The sequence below is a fragment of the Janthinobacterium sp. genome (genome assembly GCF_009923995.1).
Lineage (GTDB): Bacteria > Pseudomonadota > Gammaproteobacteria > Burkholderiales > Burkholderiaceae_D > Janthinobacterium.
This window is the reverse complement of record NZ_RFSK01000018.1, coordinates 37,740-55,818: the sequence shown is the minus strand read 5'-3', so window position 1 is coordinate 55,818 and position 18,079 is coordinate 37,740. Positions and strand designations below refer to the sequence as shown.

20 protein-coding genes are annotated in these 18,079 nt (G+C 65.7%); 9 read left to right on the top strand and 11 right to left on the bottom strand.

The window, feature by feature from the left end:
- The first annotated feature begins 3 nt into the window (after positions 1 to 3).
- From EBS11_RS11625 to iaaH, 8 genes are all read left to right on the top strand, one after another.
- Positions 4 to 1,155 carry an ABC transporter substrate-binding protein gene (locus EBS11_RS11625; RefSeq protein ID WP_290603136.1) on the top strand — a complete coding sequence of 384 codons (1,152 nt, stop codon included), beginning with the start codon at positions 4 to 6 and terminating at the stop codon, positions 1,153 to 1,155.
- Positions 1,156 to 1,237: 82 nt separating this feature from the next.
- The gene (locus tag EBS11_RS11620; RefSeq protein ID WP_290603135.1) at positions 1,238 to 2,116 is read left to right on the top strand and encodes a branched-chain amino acid ABC transporter permease; all 879 of its coding nucleotides are present in this window, start codon (positions 1,238 to 1,240) and stop codon (positions 2,114 to 2,116) included.
- Positions 2,113 to 3,096: a branched-chain amino acid ABC transporter permease gene (locus EBS11_RS11615; RefSeq protein ID WP_290603134.1), complete on the top strand. Its 984-nt coding sequence runs from the start codon at positions 2,113 to 2,115 to the stop codon at positions 3,094 to 3,096. The genes EBS11_RS11620 and EBS11_RS11615 overlap by 4 nt, the downstream gene beginning before the upstream one ends.
- A 1-nt stretch (position 3,097) precedes the next feature.
- On the top strand, positions 3,098 to 3,853 hold the full coding sequence (locus tag EBS11_RS11610; RefSeq protein WP_289903418.1) for an ABC transporter ATP-binding protein: 756 nt from the start codon (positions 3,098 to 3,100) through the stop codon (positions 3,851 to 3,853).
- Entirely contained in the window at positions 3,853 to 4,584 is a 732-nt protein-coding gene (locus EBS11_RS11605; protein ID WP_290603171.1) for an ABC transporter ATP-binding protein, read from the top strand. Before EBS11_RS11610 ends, EBS11_RS11605 begins: the two co-directional genes overlap by 1 nt.
- A gap of 103 nt (positions 4,585 to 4,687) precedes the next feature.
- Positions 4,688 to 5,302 (top strand): phenylacetic acid degradation protein PaaY, encoded by a 615-nt coding sequence (gene paaY / locus EBS11_RS11600; protein ID WP_290603133.1) that lies wholly within the window; start codon positions 4,688 to 4,690, stop codon positions 5,300 to 5,302.
- A 21-nt stretch (positions 5,303 to 5,323) separates the two neighbouring features.
- Entirely contained in the window at positions 5,324 to 7,375 is a 2,052-nt protein-coding gene (paaZ, locus tag EBS11_RS11595) for a phenylacetic acid degradation bifunctional protein PaaZ (protein ID WP_290603132.1), read from the top strand.
- Between the two features lie 81 nt (positions 7,376 to 7,456).
- Positions 7,457 to 8,932, top strand: coding sequence for an indoleacetamide hydrolase (iaaH, locus tag EBS11_RS11590; RefSeq protein WP_290603131.1), 1,476 nt, complete (start codon positions 7,457 to 7,459; stop codon positions 8,930 to 8,932).
- A gap of 4 nt (positions 8,933 to 8,936) precedes the next feature.
- On the opposite strand, the gene EBS11_RS11585 is transcribed toward iaaH, so the two are convergent.
- Positions 8,937 to 9,149, bottom strand: a complete 213-nt coding sequence (locus EBS11_RS11585; protein ID WP_290603130.1) for a hypothetical protein — start codon at positions 9,147 to 9,149, stop codon at positions 8,937 to 8,939.
- Between the two features lie 19 nt (positions 9,150 to 9,168).
- On the opposite strand from EBS11_RS11585, the gene EBS11_RS11580 reads away from it, so the two are divergent.
- On the top strand, positions 9,169 to 9,360 hold the full coding sequence (locus EBS11_RS11580; protein ID WP_290603129.1) for a hypothetical protein: 192 nt from the start codon (positions 9,169 to 9,171) through the stop codon (positions 9,358 to 9,360).
- Here the strand turns inward: EBS11_RS11580 and EBS11_RS11575 are convergent.
- Genes EBS11_RS11575 through EBS11_RS11530 form a run of 10 tightly spaced genes read right to left on the bottom strand, consistent with a single transcriptional unit; the run spans position 9,357 to position 18,075 of the window.
- Positions 9,357 to 10,580: a Xaa-Pro peptidase family protein gene (locus EBS11_RS11575; RefSeq protein WP_290603128.1), complete on the bottom strand. Its 1,224-nt coding sequence runs from the start codon at positions 10,578 to 10,580 to the stop codon at positions 9,357 to 9,359. The two genes, EBS11_RS11580 and EBS11_RS11575, sit on opposite strands and share 4 nt — an antisense overlap.
- A gap of 56 nt (positions 10,581 to 10,636) precedes the next feature.
- Positions 10,637 to 11,173, bottom strand: a complete 537-nt coding sequence (locus EBS11_RS11570; RefSeq protein WP_290603127.1) for a type II secretion system protein — start codon at positions 11,171 to 11,173, stop codon at positions 10,637 to 10,639.
- Positions 11,160 to 11,543, bottom strand: coding sequence for a type II secretion system protein (locus EBS11_RS11565; RefSeq protein ID WP_290603126.1), 384 nt, complete (start codon positions 11,541 to 11,543; stop codon positions 11,160 to 11,162). Before EBS11_RS11565 ends, EBS11_RS11570 begins: the two co-directional genes overlap by 14 nt.
- A gap of 5 nt (positions 11,544 to 11,548) precedes the next feature.
- Complete coding sequence (locus tag EBS11_RS11560) at positions 11,549 to 12,019, bottom strand: type II secretion system protein (RefSeq protein ID WP_290603125.1); 471 nt, start codon at positions 12,017 to 12,019, stop codon at positions 11,549 to 11,551.
- Between the two features lie 8 nt (positions 12,020 to 12,027).
- A complete protein-coding gene (locus EBS11_RS11555; RefSeq protein WP_290603124.1) occupies positions 12,028 to 13,929 on the bottom strand; it encodes a secretin and TonB N-terminal domain-containing protein in 1,902 nt (633 codons plus the stop codon).
- Positions 13,926 to 14,465 carry a hypothetical protein gene (locus tag EBS11_RS11550; protein WP_290603123.1) on the bottom strand — a complete coding sequence of 180 codons (540 nt, stop codon included), beginning with the start codon at positions 14,463 to 14,465 and terminating at the stop codon, positions 13,926 to 13,928. Before EBS11_RS11550 ends, EBS11_RS11555 begins: the two co-directional genes overlap by 4 nt.
- Positions 14,462 to 15,082, bottom strand: coding sequence for a type 4a pilus biogenesis protein PilO (gene pilO / locus EBS11_RS11545; RefSeq protein ID WP_290603122.1), 621 nt, complete (start codon positions 15,080 to 15,082; stop codon positions 14,462 to 14,464). Before pilO ends, EBS11_RS11550 begins: the two co-directional genes overlap by 4 nt.
- Positions 15,070 to 15,624, bottom strand: a complete 555-nt coding sequence (locus EBS11_RS11540) for a hypothetical protein (RefSeq protein ID WP_290603121.1) — start codon at positions 15,622 to 15,624, stop codon at positions 15,070 to 15,072. Before EBS11_RS11540 ends, pilO begins: the two co-directional genes overlap by 13 nt.
- Positions 15,615 to 16,391 carry a hypothetical protein gene (locus tag EBS11_RS11535; RefSeq protein ID WP_290603120.1) on the bottom strand — a complete coding sequence of 259 codons (777 nt, stop codon included), beginning with the start codon at positions 16,389 to 16,391 and terminating at the stop codon, positions 15,615 to 15,617. Before EBS11_RS11535 ends, EBS11_RS11540 begins: the two co-directional genes overlap by 10 nt.
- Entirely contained in the window at positions 16,378 to 18,075 is a 1,698-nt protein-coding gene (locus EBS11_RS11530) for a GspE/PulE family protein (RefSeq protein WP_290603119.1), read from the bottom strand. Before EBS11_RS11530 ends, EBS11_RS11535 begins: the two co-directional genes overlap by 14 nt.
- Between the last annotated feature and the right edge of the window lie 4 nt (positions 18,076 to 18,079).

Here is an 18,079-nt window from a genome sequence, read left to right as displayed (position 1 = left end):
ACAATGATTGCCAATATCTTCAAGAAAACCCTGATCGCCGGCGTGCTGGCCATGTCCGCCGCGGGCGCGTATGCGGCCGAGAACATCAAGATCGGTTCCGTGCTGTCCGTCACGGGACCGGCTGCCTTCCTGGGCGATCCGGAGCTGAAAACCCTGCAGCTGTATATCGAGAAGATCAACGCGGCCGGCGGCGTCCTGGGGCGCAAGCTGGAACTGGTGCACTACGACGACGGCAGCGATGCGGCCAAGGCCAACGGTTTCACGAAACGCCTGATCGAGTCGGACAAGGTCGATGTGCTGATCGGCGGCACCACCACCGGTGCGACGATGGCGATGGCGCCATTGGTGGACCGCGCCAGCATGCCCTTCATTTCGCTGGCGGGCGCCGTGGTGATCATCGATCCGGTCAAGAAATGGGTCTTCAAGACGCCGCACACGGACCGCATGGCGGCCGAGAAGGTGTTCGAGGACATGAAGAAGCGCGGCATCAGCAAGGTGGGCCTGCTGTCGGAAACGAGCGGCTTTGGCGCCTCGGGCCGCAAGGAATCGCAGATCGTCGCCTCCAAATACGGCATTACCCTGGTGGCCGATGAAACCTACGGTCCGAAGGATACGGACATCACGGCGCAGCTGACCCGCATCAAGAATACCAAGGGCGTGCAAGCCGTCTTCGTCTTCGGCCTGGGCCAGGGCCCGGCCGTCGTCACCAAGAACTACGGCCAACTGGGCATGGCCGCGCTGCCGCTGTACCAGTCGCATGGCGTGGCCTCCGACGAGTACCTGAAATTGTCGGGCAAGTCCGCCGAAGGCGTGCGCCTGCCGACGCCAGCCCTCTTGATCGGCGCCATGCTGCCCGACAGCGACGCGCAGAAGGCCGTCGTCGTCGGCTACGACAAGACCTACAAGGAGCGCTACAAGATCGACCCGTCGACCTTCGGTGGCTATGCGCTGGACGCCCTGAATCTGTCCGTCGACGCCATCAAGCGCGCCGGCGGCACGGACCGCGAAAAAGTGCGCACGGCGCTGGAACAGACCAAGGGCTTCGTGGGCACGACGGGTGTCTTCAACATGTCGGCGAAAGACCACATGGGCCTGGACCTGTCGGCGTTCCGCATGGTCGAAGTGAAGAACGGCGAATGGCAATTGTCCAAATAAGTTCGAGTAGGTAAGCCGGAAGTACCTGCGCGAGGCCGCCCCCGATGGCGGCCCGCGCATCGCCGAACATAATGGAGACACCATGGAAGTCGCTCAATTTTTACAATTTTTGTATTCGGGGATGACGGTCGGTTCCGCCTATGCGCTGGCGGCGCTGGGCTTTACCATCATCTACAACACCAGTGGCGTCATCAACTTCGCCCAGGGCGAGTTCATCATGCTGGGCGGGATGCTGGCCGCCGTGATGTCGGCCGCCGGCATGCCGCTGCCGCTGGCCATCATCCTGGCCGTCATCGCCACCGGTCTGGTTGGCCTGTTGATGGAAAAAACCGTGATCGAACCTGCGCAGAACGCGCAGGTCATCACCCTGCTGATCATCACCATCGGTGCCTCGCTGGTGCTGCGCGGCCTGGTGCAGATCTGGCTGGGCAAGGATACGCATTCGCTGCCGGCCTTTTCCGGCGATGCGCCGATCGAATTCCTCGGCGCCAGCCTGCTGCCGCAAAGCCTGTGGGTGCTGGGCGTGACGGTCGTCATCGTGCTGGTGCTGGGATGGTTCTTTGGCCGCACCCTGATGGGCAAGGCCATGCTGGCCACGTCGCACAACAAGCTGGCCGCGCAACTGGTGGGCATCAACACGCGCAAGGTGCTGCTGTTCTCGTTCGGCCTGTCGGCCCTGCTGGGCGCGGCGGGCGGCATCCTCGTCGCGCCCATCACGTATACCTCGTATGACGCGGGCATCATGCTGGGCCTGAAAGGCTTTGTCGCCGCCGTGCTGGGTGGCTTGGGCGGCGGCGCGGGCGCGATTGCCGGTGGCCTGATCCTGGGCATCGCCGAAGCCATGACGGCCGGCTACATATCCTCGGCCTACAAGGACGCGGTACCCTTCGTGCTGATTTTATTGATCCTGTTCTTCCTGCCGCAAGGCTTGTTTGGCGCCAAAAATTCGGAGCGTGTATGACCAACTTTTTTACACGCCCGCGCCACGGCGGCTTGCTGGTGCTGGCGCTGGTGCTGGCCATCCTGCCCCTGTTCCTCGCCAACGCGTTTTACTATGACGTGGCGATCCGCATCGCCCTGAACGCCATCGTCGTCATCGGCCTGAACCTGTTGATGGGCTACACGGGCCAGATCAGCCTCGGCCACGCGGGTTTCTATGGCCTGGGCGCGTATGCGTCGGCCGTGCTGACCACGCATTACGGCTGGCCGCCGCTGGCTGCCCTGGGCGCCGGCGCCGTCGCCACGGGGCTGCTGGCGCTGCTGCTGGCGCGCCCGGTGCTGAAACTCAAGGGCCATACCCTGGCCATGGCGACTCTGGGCCTGGGCATCATCATCTCCATCGTCATCAACAACGAGACGCAATGGACGGGCGGTCCTGATGGCATCGGCGTCTCCGCCTTCACGGTGGCCGGCCTGGAAATCGCCGGCGAGAAATCGTGGTACCTGGTGTGCGCCGTGCTGCTGTTGCTGGTCACGTGGCTGGCCCTGAACCTGATCGATTCGCCCGTCGGCCGCGCGCTGCAGGCCATTCACGGCTCGGAAGTGGCGGCCCGCGTGGTGGGTGTCGACACGACCCGCTTCAAGGTGCGCGTGTTCGTGCTGTCGGCCATCATCGCCAGCATCGCGGGCAGCGTCAGCGCCCATTACATCGGCTTCATCACGCCCAACCTGGCCGGCTTCTTCCACTCGATCGAGCTGGTGACGATGGTGGTGGTGGGCGGCATGGCGTCGATCTTCGGCTCCATCATCGGCGCGGCCCTGCTGACGATTTTGCCGCAGCTGCTGTCCAGCTTTGAAGGCTGGGAAACGGTGGTGTTTGGCGTGATCCTGATGGCCACCATGATCTTCATGCCCAAGGGCCTCGTGCCGAGCCTGGCCAGCCGTTCGCGCAAGCGGGCTGCCACGCCCAAGGCACCCGTCAAATCCGCGCAGGAGGTGTGAGATGCTGACGATTAAGAACCTGAGCAAGAGCTTCGGCGGCGTGCACGCGGTGCAGGATGTCAGTTTTACCGTCAAGGAAGGCAATATCCACTCCGTGATCGGGCCGAACGGCGCGGGCAAGACGACCCTGTTCAACCTGATCACGGGCGTGTACACGCCGAGCAAGGGCGAGATTCTGCTCAATGGCGAAAACGTGGCCGCCATGCCGCCCGACGCGCTGGCGCGGCGCGGCATGAGCCGCACTTTCCAGAACCTGCAGGTGTGCATGAACATGACGGCCATCGACAATGTGATGGTGGGCGCGCACCTGCGCCTGAACCAGAACTTGTTCGCTTCCATGCTGCGTTTGCCGTCGGTGCGCCGCGCCGATGCGGCATGCCGCGACGAGGCGGCGGGCCTGATGGAGTTTGTCGGCGTGGGACGGCATATCGATGACGAGGCGGGCCAGATGTCGTATGGCGCCTTGAAACGCCTGGAAATCGCGCGCGCGCTGGCGGCCAAGCCGAAAGTGCTGCTGCTCGATGAACCGGCGGCGGGCCTGAACCACACGGAGACGGGCGAGATCGAAGCCCTGATCCGCAAGGTGGCGCAGTCGGGCGTGACGGTCGTGCTGGTCGAGCATGACATGAAACTGGTGATGAATCTGTCGGACCATATCCTGGTGCTCGACTATGGCAAGAAGCTGGCCGAAGGGACCGCCGCCGAAGTGCGCGCCAATCCCGATGTGGTGGCGGCGTATCTGGGAGTGGCGGCATGATGAAGATGGAAAAACCTCAGACACCGCTGGTGCTCGATATACAGGGGCTGACTAGCCACTACGGCCGCATCCAGGCCCTGCACGGCATAGCCCTGCAGGTACGCCAGGGCCAGCTGGTGGCGCTGGTGGGCGCGAATGGCGCGGGCAAGACGACCCTGCTGCGGGCCATCTCCGGCGTGCAGCCGATCAGCGCCGGCAGCATCGCCTTCGCCGGCCAGGACGTGAGCCGCATGAGCGCCGACAGGCGTGTACGCAGCGGCATCTGCCAGGTGCCGGAAGGGCGGCAAGTGTTCGGCCCCATGACGGTGGAAGACAACCTGCGTCTGGGCGCCTTCACGCGCCCGCCGCAGGACGTGGCGGGCGACATGGAGCGCATGTACGGCCTGTTCCCGATTTTGAAGGAAAAGCGCCTGCTGCTGGCCGGGACGCTCTCCGGTGGGCAGCAGCAGATGCTGGCCATGGCGCGCGCGCTGATGGGCCGTCCGCAACTGCTGCTGCTCGATGAGCCCAGCATGGGCCTGGCCCCTCTGCTGATCGCGGAAATCTTCCGCATCGTGGCCGAATTGCGCGACCAGGGCATCACCATCTTCCTCGTCGAACAGAACGCGCATGCGGCCCTGTCGATTGCCGACGTGGGCTACGTGATCGAGACGGGCGCCATCACCCTGTCCGGCCCGGGTCCCGAATTGCTGCATAACGAGCAGGTGCAGAGCGCTTATTTGGGGATGTAACCCGAAGGAAAATACCGGGGTCGAACCCTCAGGGTCCGACCCCGGCAGTGCAAGGTTGTGGGGTACAGGAAAGCGTCACCCCATTGCATAATAGGAGAACAACATGGTCAAAGTCTACGAAATCAACGGCGTCACCCCCGTCGTCCACCCCAGCGCCTACGTGCACCCGTCGGCCGTGCTGATCGGCGACGTGATCGTCGGCCCGCGCTGCTATATCGGCCCGCTGGCTTCGATCCGCGGCGACTTCGGCCGTTTGATCCTGGAAGAGGGCGCCAACCTGCAGGACACCTGCGTCATGCACGGTTTTCCCGGCTGCGACACGGTGGTCGAAGTCGATGGCCACATCGGCCACGGCGCCGTGCTGCATGGCTGCCGCATCGGCCGCAATGCGCTCGTCGGCATGAATGCCGTGGTGATGGACAACGCCATCGTCGGCGAGGAATCCATCGTCGCCGCCATGAGTTTCGTGAAGGCGGGCATGATCATCGCGCCGCGCAGCATGGTGGTCGGCACGCCGGCCAAGGTGATGCGCGCGCTCACCGACGATGAAATCAAATGGAAAAGCTCGGGCACGGGCCAGTACCACGAACTGGCCGTGCGCTCCATGCAGACGATGCGCGAGGTGGAAGCCCTGACGGAAGTCGAGGCGAACCGCCAGCGCCTGAATTTTGAATCCGCATTGCCGCTGCACCTGCACAAGAACGCAGCAGCGCAGTAAACCAACATAGGAGTAAACCACATGGCTGAAATATCTACCCTGCAAAGCCTGATCGCCGGCCGCTGGCTGGGCGACAGCGCCGCCGTGCCCCTGCACAGCGCCTTGAACAACCGCGTCATCTATCACACGCATGCGGAAAAGATCGACTTCGACGAAGCCGTCACGTATGCGCGCAAGACGGGCGTGCCTGGCCTGATGGCGCTCGACTTCCAGCAGCGCGCCGCGCGCCTGAAGGCGCTGGCCCTGTACCTGGTCGAGCGCAAGGAAGAACTGTATGCGATCTCGCACCTGTCGGGCGCCACGCGGGCCGATAGCTGGGTCGATATCGAAGGCGGCACGGGCACCCTGTTCGCCTACGCCAGCATGGGCAGCAACGAGCTGCCGTCGTCGAACGTGCTGCACGAAGGCCCGGCCATCGCGCTGGGCAAGAAGGGCGGCTTCGCCGGCACGCACATCCTGGTGCCGCGCGGCGGCCTGGCCGTGCACATCAACGCTTTCAACTTCCCCATCTGGGGCTTGCTGGAAAAATTCGCCCCGAGCTTCCTGGCGGCCATGCCCTGCATCGCCAAGCCGGCCACGGCGACGAGCTATCTGACGCAGGCCGTCGTGCGCATGATGCACGAATCGGGCTTGCTGCCGGCGGGCAGTCTGCAGCTGGTGATCGGCTCCACGGGCGACTTGCTGGACCGCCTGAATGGCCAGGATTTCGTGACGTTTACGGGATCGGCCGCCACGGCCGCCAAGCTGCGCACGAATCCGAACCTGATCGCCAATTCCGTGCCGTTCAACGGCGAAGCCGATTCGCTCAACTGCGCCATCCTGGCGCCGGACGTCACGCCGGACGACGTGGAGTTCGACCTCTTCGTCAAGGAAGTCGTGCGCGAGATGACGGGCAAGTCGGGCCAGAAGTGCACGGCCATCCGCCGCATTATCGTGCCCGAGCACCTGATGGACGCTGTCGGCACGCGCCTGCGCGAACGCCTGGCCAAGGTGGTGGTGGGCGATCCGTCCATCGAGGGCGTGCGCATGGGCGCGCTGGCCTCGAAGGAGCAGCAGAATGACGTGGCCGAGCGCGTCGCCACCCTGTCGCAGGGCAACGAGGTGGTGTTCGGTGCGGCCGATGGCTTCAACCCGCTGGGCGATGGCGCCAGTGACGGCAGCTTCTTCTCGCCGACCCTGCTGCTGTGCCGCGACGCGTTTGGCAACGATGCCGTGCATGACGTGGAAGCCTTCGGCCCCGTCAGCACCATGATGGGCTATAACGATATCGACGAGGCGCTGGCCCTGGCCGCGCGCGGCAAGGGCAGCCTGGTGAGCACCCTGGTGACGCGCGATCCGAAGATCGCCGCGCGCGTGGTGCCGCAAGTGGCGGCCACGCATGGCCGCGTGCACGTGCTCGAACGCGTGGCGTCCGTCGATTCGACGGGCCATGGCTCGCCCCTGCCGCAGCTGAAGCACGGCGGCCCTGGCCGCGCGGGCGGCGGCGAAGAGCTGGGCGGCGTGCGCGCCGTGCGCCACTACCTGCAACGGGCGGCCGTGCAAGGCTCGCCCACCATGCTGGCGGCCATCACGGGCGAATACGTGCGCGGCGCGGACGTCAATGAAAGCCCGATCCACCCGTTCCGCAAGCATTTCGAGGACTTGAAGACGGGCGACTCGCTGCTGACGCACCGCCGCACCGTCAGCGAAGCGGACATCGTCGCCTTCGGCGGCATCTCGGGCGACTTCTTTTACATGCACTTCGACGAAATCGCCGCCAAGGAATCGCAGTTCGGCAAGCGCATCGCCCACGGCTACTTCGTGCTGTCGGCCGCCGCCGGCCTGTTCGTTTCGCCCGGCGTCGGCCCCGTGCTGGCCAACTATGGCCTGGATAACCTGCGCTTCGTCGCGCCCGTCGCCATCGGCGACACCATCCGCGCGCGCCTGACGTGCAAGCGCAAGGTGGACCGCAACCGCAAGGACGTGTTTGGCGTGGGCCAGGGCGTGGTCGCGTGGGATGTGCAGGTGACGAACCAGAACGAGGAGCTGGTGGCCAGCTATGACATCCTGACCCTCGTTTCCAAGCGCGAGTAAGGCACATTGGCAGGACAGGCTTGACCGGCGCCGCCTGCGATGTGCGCGTGGGCGGCGCCTTTTTTTTAAGGGAGAGATGTAATGAACAAGGCAGACGATCAAGCTTCCATCGCCGCGCAGGCGCAGCTGGCCCTGAGCGCCAGCGATGCCGTGGCCGCCATCGCCAACGGCAGCCTGGGTGCGGCCGACTACATGCGTACCTTGCTGGCGCAGGCGCGCGCGCAAGCGGGCTTGAACAGCCTGATCACGGTCAATGCGGATGCCGCGCTGGCCGCCGCCATGCGTGTCGATGCGGCGCGCGCGGCGGGCCAGCCTTTGCCGCCGCTGGCGGGCTTGCCCATCGTTGTCAAAGACAATATCGACACGCATGGCATGCCGACGACCGCCGGCACGCCGGCCCTGCGCGACTGGTATCCGTCGGCGAATGCGCCCGGCGTGCAGCGCTTGCTGGACGCGGGCGCCATCGTGCTGGGCAAGGCGAACCTGCACGAGCTGGCGTTTGGCGCCACCAGCACGAATTTTTCCAGTTTTGCCGGACATGTCAAAAATCCGTATGACAGCGCGCGCATTCCGGGCGGTTCTTCCGGCGGCACGGCGGCGGCGATCGCCGCGCGCATCGCGCCGGCAGGCCTGGGCACGGATACGGGCGGCTCCACGCGCGTGCCGGCCGCCCTGTGCGGCATCGTCGGCCTGCGCCCGTCCGTGGGCGACGGCGGCGCCGAGCGGTGCTACGATTCCAGCGGCACGGTGCCGATCAGCCACACGCGCGATACGCTGGGCCCCATGGCGCGCACGGTGGCCGACGTGGCCCTGCTCGACAGCGTGCTGTCCGGCCGGAGCGTGCCCTCGCCGGAGCCGCTGGCCGGCCTGCGCTTTGGCGTGCCGGCCGCTTTCTGGCAGCCGCTGGACGCCGACGTGGCGGCCGTCATGGCGCAAGCCAGGGAAACCCTGTCGCAGGCGGGCGTGGTGCTGGTCGAACTCGGCATGCAGGACGTGATGGAGGCGAACGGCAAGGTGTCGTTCCCGCTGGCGCTGCACGAGCCGCGCCAGGCGATTCCCGCCTACCTGGCCGCGGGCGGCGCGCCACTCACGCTGGACGACATCGCCGCGCAGGTGGCCAGCCCCGACGTGCAGCATGCGTTTGGCGCCATCCTGGGCGATGCGTTTGGCGCGGCGTACCCCGACGCCCTGCTGGTGCAGCGGCCCCGCTTGCAGGCCTTGTACCGCGACTATTTTGCGCGGCACCGCCTGGACGCGATCTTTTTCCCCACCACGCCCGTGTGCGCCGTAGCCATCGATGGCGTACATGGCTCGTCCACCATCGCGGTGGACGGCGGCGCCGCGGGCGATGCGTTCACCACCCTGATCCGCAATACGGACCCGGCCAGCAACGCGGGCATACCCGGCTTGTCCTTGCCGGCTGGCATCACGGCAGAGGGCTTGCCGGTGGGGATGGAGATCGACGGACCGCTGGGCAGCGACAGTCGCTTGCTGGCCATCGGTCTGTCGCTGGAGGCGCTGTTCGGTCCCTTGCCGGCACCGCCAGCGTGCGCTTGAAGGATTAAGAAACCCTGGCGCGCCGGGCAGGATGCCAAGGTTTCTTGCTGGCTGAATCATCCATACGTGTATGAAAAATATAGGCAAAAGTGTGGTTTTGCATGAGGTGCTGTTTTAGAAAAAAACTTCTAAAACGCGTGCTTTTTCCTTGAAAATCGGTGAAATAGCGCATTGCCAGCAGAAAACTTTCCAAAGCAAAGTCTTTTCTCTGTAGCATGGTTTTGCTCGCTGGTCACATGCCACATGGACCAGATGACGCAGCAGAATTCGGCCCTGGTGGCAGAAGCGTCGCGGCGGCCGAATCGCTGCAGGAACAGGCCGTGCAGCTGGGCACGGCGCTGGCCGTGTTCAAGCTGGCGCCGGCCGGTGCGCCAGCGATCACCAGCGCGCCGGCGGTGCGGCGGCTGGCGTTGGCGCAGGCCGCTTAAGCCTGCAAGCCGAACGGGTCGTCGATGCTGTGCGCCGGTTCGGTGAACCAGCGCGGGCCGTTTTCCGTCATGTAGAAATGGTCTTCGTGGCGGATGCCGAATTCGCCGGGGATGCAGATCATCGGCTCGTTCGAGAAGCACATGCCCACGTCCAGCGGCGTGGTGTCATTGCCGACCAGGTAAGGCCATTCGTGGATATCGAGGCCGATGCCGTGGCCCGTACGGTGCGGCAGGCCGGGCAGCTTGTAGCCGGGGCCGAAGCCGTCCGACGCCAAAGAGACGCGGGCGGCGCGGTCCACGTCGCCGCAGGGCACGCCCAGCCGGGCGGCGGCAAACGCCGCGGCCTGCGCCGCCTTTTCGCTGTTCCACACGGAGCGCTGGCGCTCGCTGATGTCGCCAAACACATAGGTGCGCGTGATGTCGGAAATGTAGTTCATTACCTGGCAGCCCGTGTCGATCAGCACCGTATCACCCGCCTTCAGGGTCTGCACGTAGTTGACGCCGTGCGGATAGGCCGTCGCTTCGCCGAACAGCACGATGCAGAAATACGAGCGCGGCGCGCCCACCTTGCGGTGCGCGCGCTGGATGAATTCTTCCACTTCCACCGTCGTGATGCCTTCATATAGCATGCTGGCCGTAGCCACGTGCACGGCCAGGGTCATGTCCATCACGCGCTGCATCAGGGCGATTTCCGCCGCGGACTTGCGGCTGCGGCAGTACGCCGTGACGGCGCGGGCGTTTTCCAGCATATAGCCTGGCGCCAGCGGCCGGATGCCGTCGTAGATGAAGAAGGCGGCGCTTTCGCAGATGCCCACGCGCGGCGGCGCGGCGGCATCCTGGGCGATTCCCATGCGCGCCAGCACGTCGACGAACAGCTGATACGGGCTTTCATGCTCCTCCCAGCAATTGACCTTGCCTTCGATAAGCATGAAACCCGTGAGGGTGCTTTCCTCGAAGGCGGGCGCGATATATTCGATATCTCCGCTGGCCGGCAGGATGGCGCCCACCATGCGTTCGCTGGCATACCATTTGGTGCCCGTGAAATAGGTGAGGTTGGATCCCGCGTTCAGATAGATCGCGGCGATGCCCTGCTGGCGCATGAATGCCTGCGCCTTGGCGATGCGCTGCGCGTGTTCGTCCTTGCCGATGGCGACCATGCCGGACGTCATGTCCGACAGCGATGCCAATGCCTGTTCGATGGAAGTGCCACCTATGCTCATGCCTGCTCCTTGTTCGATGCGTGATGCCGATGCGTGTTGCGGAAAGCCGCATGATATCAGTTTGCGCCTTTCGGCTTGAGGCCGGGCACCCCGCCAGCGGCATCGGGCGGGGCCAGCACCAGGTCGTGCGGATAGGTGAACTGCCAGTCCGCGTAGCGCTGTTTGCGGCGCAGGCTGGCGTCTTCATCAAGGAAGTTGTCCTGCTTGATGGGCAGCTGCGGCGACAGGGAATGGATGCCGACGATGCGTCCTTCCTGGCGCAGCAGTCCCCATTCCGCCTTGCCCGTGACGGGGTCCGCATACACGCGGCGCAGATGGCGCCGGGCGTTGGCGAAGCGCGGATCTTTCAGCAGTTCCTGCAGGGTCAGCGGGTAGCGCGGGCGGCCGTCGGCTGGCGTGCTGTCATAGTAGCGCCCCAGCGCATTGCGGAATTCATGGCCGATGAACAGCAGCTCGCGCTCCCTGTCGCGCCGCGCGGCCGTGGCTAGCAGTTCGCTGGCCACGACCAGGCCCACGCCCATGAAGGCCACCAGCAGCAGGGTCCAGACGTATGCAAATCCCCGCGCACGGCGTCGAAAACTAGAGCTGTTCAAACGGGATGCCCTCGCGCGTCTTGCCCTTGGCGCCGCTGCGCACGTCGGCCACGCCGCCGATTTCGCCATTCGGCGACGGCACCAGCTGCCACGTGGCGGACGACTCCGTGACGGGGTCCATGGGCACGCTGCGGAAATAATGGTGGGTGACCAGGTCGGCCAGCGCGGCCGGATACTCGCCCTTGTCGGCATAGTATTTATCCAGGCCGCTCCTGAGCACCTGCAGGTTTTCCTTCAGGGCGACCTCCTTCGACTTTTCCACCGAACCGAAATAGCGGGGAATGGCGATCGTCAGCAGCAGCGAAATGATGGCCAGCACCACCAGCAGTTCGACCAGGGTAAAGCCACGCCGCAAGTACGGGTAGGACATGTCGGTCACCATTGATTGAGCGGCACGCCGTTCAGGCCCGCCTTGGTCGAGCGCGAGGCGACGTCGAACACGTCTTCGCCTTCGCTGGGATTGTCGGGCGGCGAGGCATAGGCGCGCTTGTTCCAGCTGTCGGCTGCGCTGCCTTCTTCCCGTGGCTGGAACGGATCGCGCGGCAGGCGGCGCAGAAAATACATGTTCTGCTTCGAGGGGCTGCGCTGGTCGGGCACACCCTCGACCAGTTCATCGAGCTTCTTCGGATAGCCGGAAGCGCCCAGCGACAGCTTGATGCGGCCATTGTCGGAAGCGCGTTTGTAGGCATCGATGGCCTCGCGGATCTCGATCAGGGCACTGCGCAATTCGTGTTCCTTCGCCCTTTGCTGCGCCACCTGCGCCATCGGCACGGCGACCGTGGCCAAGGTCGCCATGATCGCCAGGGTGATCATCAGCTCGATGAAGGTAAAGCCGCGCGGCTTCATGGGCCAGCTCACTGGCCGCCCTTGACGGTGGCGGCGGGCGTAGCGGCAGACTTGTCGCCGGCAGGCGCCTCGTCGCCGCCCGTCATGGGCGAACCGGCGCGCGGCGCGGCCTGTTCGGGTGCGGCGACGGAATCCGGGCTGCCGCCCACGCTGGCGCGTCCGCCTACGGAGGCCTCGGTGCCGGAATTGAATTCGGCCGTCATCAGGTCCGGGCGGCGGATGCTGCGCAGCAGGCGCGGTGTGATCGACAGCACGATCTCGCTGCGCATGGCGTCATCCTTCTGGCTGCCGAACAGGCGGTTCAGCACGGGCAGTTCGCCCACGCCGGGCACCTTGTTGGCCGTGCCCCGGTCTTCGTCGCTGATCAGGCCCGCCAGCACCTGCGTCTCGCCATCCTTCAGCCGCAGCACCGTGGAGGCGCTGCGCGTACCGATCTGGTACGCTTGCGTGCCCGTCTTGCTGATGACTTCCTTGACGACGTTCGATACTTCCAGGTTGATCTTGATGGCCACTTCGTCATCAAGATACACGTTCGGCTCGACGTCGAGCTTCAGGCCCACGTCGATGTAATTGACGCTGTCGGAACTGACGCCGTTGTTCGTCGTGACGGTAATCACGGGCACGCGGTCGCCGATGAGAATCTTGGCCTTTTCCTTGTTGCGCACGCGGATGCGCGGGTTGGCGAGGATGTTGCTGTCGCTGTCGGTCTTGTTGGCGTTCAGGGTGACGCCGCCGATGCCCAGGTTGATATTCTCGCCGTTGATGCGGCGCAGGTCGGCCACTTTCAGGCCGCCCAGGCCCGTGCCGCTGCCCGCCAGGGTCAGGCTGGCCTGGTCCGGCCAGCGGATGCCCAGCTCCATCAGGCGCGTGCGCTTGACTTCCAGTACTTCCACCTCCAGCATCACTTCCGGGTCGGCCAGGTCCTGTACGTTGATGATGCGCTCGGCCATGCGCACCATTTCCGGCGTATCGCGCAGCATGATGATGCCCAGGCGTTCGTCGGTGACGACATCCTTGGCCTTGAGCAGGGTCTTGATGGAAAACGCCACCGTCTTGACGTCCGCATTGGCGAGGAAGAAGGTGCGCACCACCAGCTGCTGGTAATCCTTCACCTTTTGCGGCGTGTTCGGGTAAATCGTGATGGACTTGTCGCTGGTGACGCTCTGTTCCAGCTGGTTCGCGCCCAGCAGCATGGCGATGGCTTCCTCGATGCTGGTGTCGCGCACGGAGATCGTGGCGCGCAGGGCGGGATCGACTTCCTTGTCGAAGACGAAGTTCAGGCCGGAGACCTTGCCGAGAAAATCGAACACGGAGCGCAGGGGCGCGTCGCGAAATTCGAGGGTCACGGGTTTGCGGTAGGCGGCGGCCAGCTTGCCGCCGGCCGGGCGGGCTTTGGCCTGTTCGTCGCCGATGCGGCTTTTCAGGGCCAGCGCGTCGCGCTGAGCGGGACGCTCCTGCAGCACCTGGCGCAAGGCTTCCTGCGCCTGCGCTACATTCGCGTCGCCGCCGCGCTGATAGCTGGCCTGTGCTTCCTGCACCAGCTTGCGGTGGCGCTCGTCCTGCGCCACGCTGGCCAGGCCCCGCTGCGCCACGTCGTCGCTGGCGTCCAGGGCCAGCGCCTGGCGGTACAGCGCTTGCGCTTCGGGTAAATTACCTTGCTGGCGCAGCGCTTCCGCAGCGCCATTCAGCTTGTTCAGGGCGCGCATCCTGCCGTTCGTGACGGCGATGCGGTACTTCGCATTCGTCGGTTCGGCTTGTGCCGCCTGTTCCAGCAGGGCCAGCCCTTGCTGCGTGTGGCCCGCGCCCAGCATAGCCTGGCCATCGTTGTAGGCCTGGTTGCCGGCGCAGCCAGCCAGCAGGGACAGCATGGGCAGCAGGGTGAAGATCGTACGTGGTGCGCGTCGTTTCAATTGAGGTCCCCTACGGCGAGTGTCTGTTTCAGGTTGAGCGGCAGATAGGTAAATTGCAGGGAACCCTGCACCACGCCGTCGAAGCGGTAGCGTTCTTCCAGGGTGTCGCCGGGCCGCGCCACCACGTTGCGTTCGCCTGCTTGCAGGAAGTAGGCGGCCTTGCCTTCGTCGACGAAGCGGCCAAGGAACTGGAATGGCATCGGAGGCGGCGCATTCGGGTCGATGGCGGCGACGGTGCGCGTGGCCTGGGCCGCCTGCTGGTCGAGCATGATTTTTTTCGGCGTCTCCGGCTGCCAGCTTTGCTTGGCGAACAAGGTGGCAGCTTCGTCATCGTCGAGTGCCCGGCGCGGCTCGATGGCCAGCGCGGAACGGGCGGGCGCGGTACTGGCCGCCGTGACGATGGCTGGTGCCGGCACGCGCTCCACCTGGCGCGGCGTGGCCGTGGCCGGCCCGACGATGCTGCCTTCGTCCTCGGGCGCGAAGATCGCGGCCAGCAGGGTCGCCACGGCGGCCGCCCCCAGTACGGCTTTTTTCATGAACGCACCTCCGGCTTTTTCACCAGCAGGACGAACTGGATGCGTGCGTCGATCTCGCCTGCCTCGATCTGCTCGCGCTTGAACAGCACGGAGTCGAGCGTCAGCGTGGGCAGTTCCTGCAGGGCGTCGACGATAAAGGCTTGCAGCTGCGCGTATTCGGCCTTCACGGGAAGGGTGACCTGATAGCGCAAGAAGGCCGTGTTGCCGTCCTCCTGCGGCTTGTAGTCGGCCTTGGCCAGGGTGACGCCATTCTTTTGCGCCACTTCCAGCAAGGTTTTCAGTTGCTCGGGAATGCTGTCATGTGCGGGCAGGTAGGCGTGGAAGGCGGCCAGGCTGTCGGCTTCCGTATCGAGCGTGGCGGGTGTCGGCGGCAGCGCCGACTGTCTTGCCGCCACCGCCAGTTGCGTCGCCAGATGCTGCTGGCGCGCCGCCAGCGCCTTGCCCTGCTGTACGGCGACGGCGGCCAGCGCCAGGCAGGCCGCGCCGATGGCGCAGGGCCAGCCCAGGGTACGCCACAGGTGCTGCGCTTCCCACTGCAGGCGCGGCGGCAGGCGCAGTTGCAGGCGCGGGCGTGCAGGCTGCGTGCGGACCGTCAGCACGGGTTTTATTGCCGCCATTGTGCCTCCAGCTGAAAACGGTAGGGATGTTGAGGGGCGCTGGCGTCCGCGCTGCCGCTCATCTCGTGCTTGAGCAGGTACACGGAGCTGAACATGGGCTGCTGGTTCAGGAAGGCCAGGTAGTTGAGCATGTCCTGCGGCGTTTCCGCTTCGGCAGCAATTTTCAGGGCGCTGGCGCCATCCTGGCCCTGCTGCGCATTCAGGTCCAGCCCCAGGAGGGCGACGCGCACGTCGCGTGGCGCCTGCACCGTCTTGATCAGGCGTGTGACGGGCAGGTTGAGCTGCCGCACGGCGAGGGCCACCTGTTTCAGTTCGATGTCGCGCTCGCGCTGCTGGCTGGCGGACAGCGGCGCGCGCACGGGCTTGGCGGGCTGCAGCTGCGCCAGTTGTGCTTCCAGGCGCCGCACCTCCTGCGCCTGTACGAGCCAGAACAGGGAGGCCGGCAGCAGGAACAGGGCTCCGGTCAGGCACAGGACCAGGCGCCAGCCGGAAAAAGCCTGCTCCGCGCTGGCGGGCATGAATTCGATGCGGCTCAGGCCCATGCGGTCTCCCGCATCAGGTGTGCCGGACTGGCCGCTGGCATGGACTGGAAGCGCGCCGACAGTGCCACTTGCGGCACGCCGCTCAAGTCCAGCAGCGCCACCTGTTCGATGGCATCGAGCTGCGGTGCGCGCAGGTTCCAGCGTCGCCAGGCCCGCTCCAGTTCATCGCCCCAGGCCGTGTCGCAGGACTGGCTGTGCAGGGCCGTGATGCGCCCGCCGCCGGTCGTCGCCAGCAGCAGGCGGCCCTCCTCTACCAGGGCGAAGGCGGCCGGCTTGCCGCCGGCGATGCTGCGCCACGCCGGTCCCACGATGGGCTCGATGGACAGGCAGCGCCGGCCATGCGCGCCGGCCGCCTCCTGTATCCCCTGCAGCAGGGCCGCATCGATGCCGCAGGCCAGGCGCGGCTGGCCATACGGCGCGCCGTCGGCGGCCAGGCGCCAGGCGCGGGCGCCGTCGCCATACACGGCGCCGAACTGGCTGTGCAGAAAACGCTGCGCGCTGTCGGCATCGAGCAGGGCGCCGCTCCACGGCACCATCAGCATGGCGCACCAGCGGCTGGCCAGGCTGACGGCCAGCGGCAGCTTTTTTTCATGGTGCTGTTCGAGCCAGTCGCGCAAGCCGGCCAGCGCCCCTTCCCAGCTGGCGCCGGGATTCAGGATGGGCACGTGAAAAGCGCTGTCCGCGACGGGACGGCCGGCGCGGCGCTGCACGCCGTAGAGCGCCTGCGGCGCCAGGTGCAGGCACAGGGTATGGTCAATAAGTGACACGATTGAGCTCCGCTAGAGTGGTTTCGCCGCGCCGCACCAGGTCCAGGCCCGCTTCGCGCGCCAGGCGAAAGCCGTTGCGTGCCGCTTCCTCCTTCATCTGGCTCAGCGGTGCGCGCGTGCAGATCATTTCGCGCATGGCGTCGCTGAGCATCAGTACTTCGGCGACGGCTTTGCGGCCCTTGTAGCCGGTGCCGCGGCAATGGCCGCAGCCCTTGCCGGCCATGAACTGCCAGTCCTGCACCTGGTGCGCCGCCAGGCCGCTGTCGCGCAGCTGCTGGGTATCGGCCAGCACCTCGGCGCTGGCGTCGACGGCGCAATGGGCGCAGTTGAGACGCAGCAGGCGCTGCGCCACGATACCGTTCAGGGCCGCCGCAAAGCTGTAGGCGTCCACGCCCATGTGCAGAAAGCGGCCCACCACGTCGAAGACGTTATTCGCATGCACGGTGGTAAACACCAGGTGGCCCGTGAGCGCCGCCTGCACGGCGATCTGCGCCGTCTCGTCGTCGCGGATTTCGCCGATCATGATCTTGTCGGGATCGTGGCGCAGGATGGAGCGCAGGCCGCGTGCAAACGTCAGCCCCTTTTTTTCGTTGACGGGGATTTGCAGCACGCGCGGCAAGCGGTATTCGACGGGGTCCTCGATGGTGACGATCTTGTCGCGCCCCGTATTGATTTCCGTGATGGCCGCGTACAGCGTGGTGGTCTTGCCGGAACCGGTGGGACCCGTCACCAGCAGCATGCCGTGCGGCTTGGCGGCCAGGCGGCGGATCTGTTCGATGGCGTCCCCGTTCAGGCCCAGGCTTTCCAGGCGCAGCGCCTGCGCCGCTTCCGTCAGCGCGCGCCGGTCCAGCAGGCGCAGCACGGCGTCCTCGCCAAAGATATTCGGCATGATGGAGACGCGGAAATCGATCTCCGCTCCTTTGACGCGCACCTTGAAGCGGCCATCCTGGGGAATGCGCCGCTCGGCGATGTCGAGGTCCGCCATGACCTTGATGCGCGAGATGATCTGTTCGGCCATTTGTAAGCCCTGCACCTGGCCCGCCTGCACCAGCACGCCGTCGACGCGGTACTTGATGACCAGGCTGGCCACGTCGCATTCGAGGTGGATGTCGCTGGCCTGGAATTTCAGCGCGTCGTAGATGGTCGAGTTCACCAGTTTCACGACAGGGCTGCTGTCTTCGCTGATGCGGATCAGCGAGATGTCCTCGATGCTCTGGTCCAGTCCAGGCATATCATCACCGTGCTGCATTTCCTGCATCGCCTGCTGCACGCTTTCCTGCTGCTGCAGGTAGGCAGTCAAATCGTCCGGGTGCGCCAGCCCCACCGTAAAGGGCGTGCGCAGGGCGAAGTCGGCCCATTGCAGCAGGTCGTCGGCAAAGGGATTGCCGATGACGAGCACGGGCGGCGCGCCGGGAGCGTCCGGCTGCAGCAGCACGCAGTCGCGCTGGGCGCAGTCGGTGTAGGGCAGCAGGACAAAGGCGGGCAAGGCCGCCTGCAGATCGGCCATCGTCCACGCCGGGTAGCGAAACAGGGCGGCCAGCTGGCGCACGAAGACGTCGGGCGGCAGGGCCGCCGTTTCCTGCAGCACGGCCATTTGCGGGCGGCCTTGCGCCAGTGCGCTGGCGTGGGCCTGGCGCAGCATGGCCGCATCGAGCACGGCCCGTTCTTCGTCGCGCGCGTTCATGGTA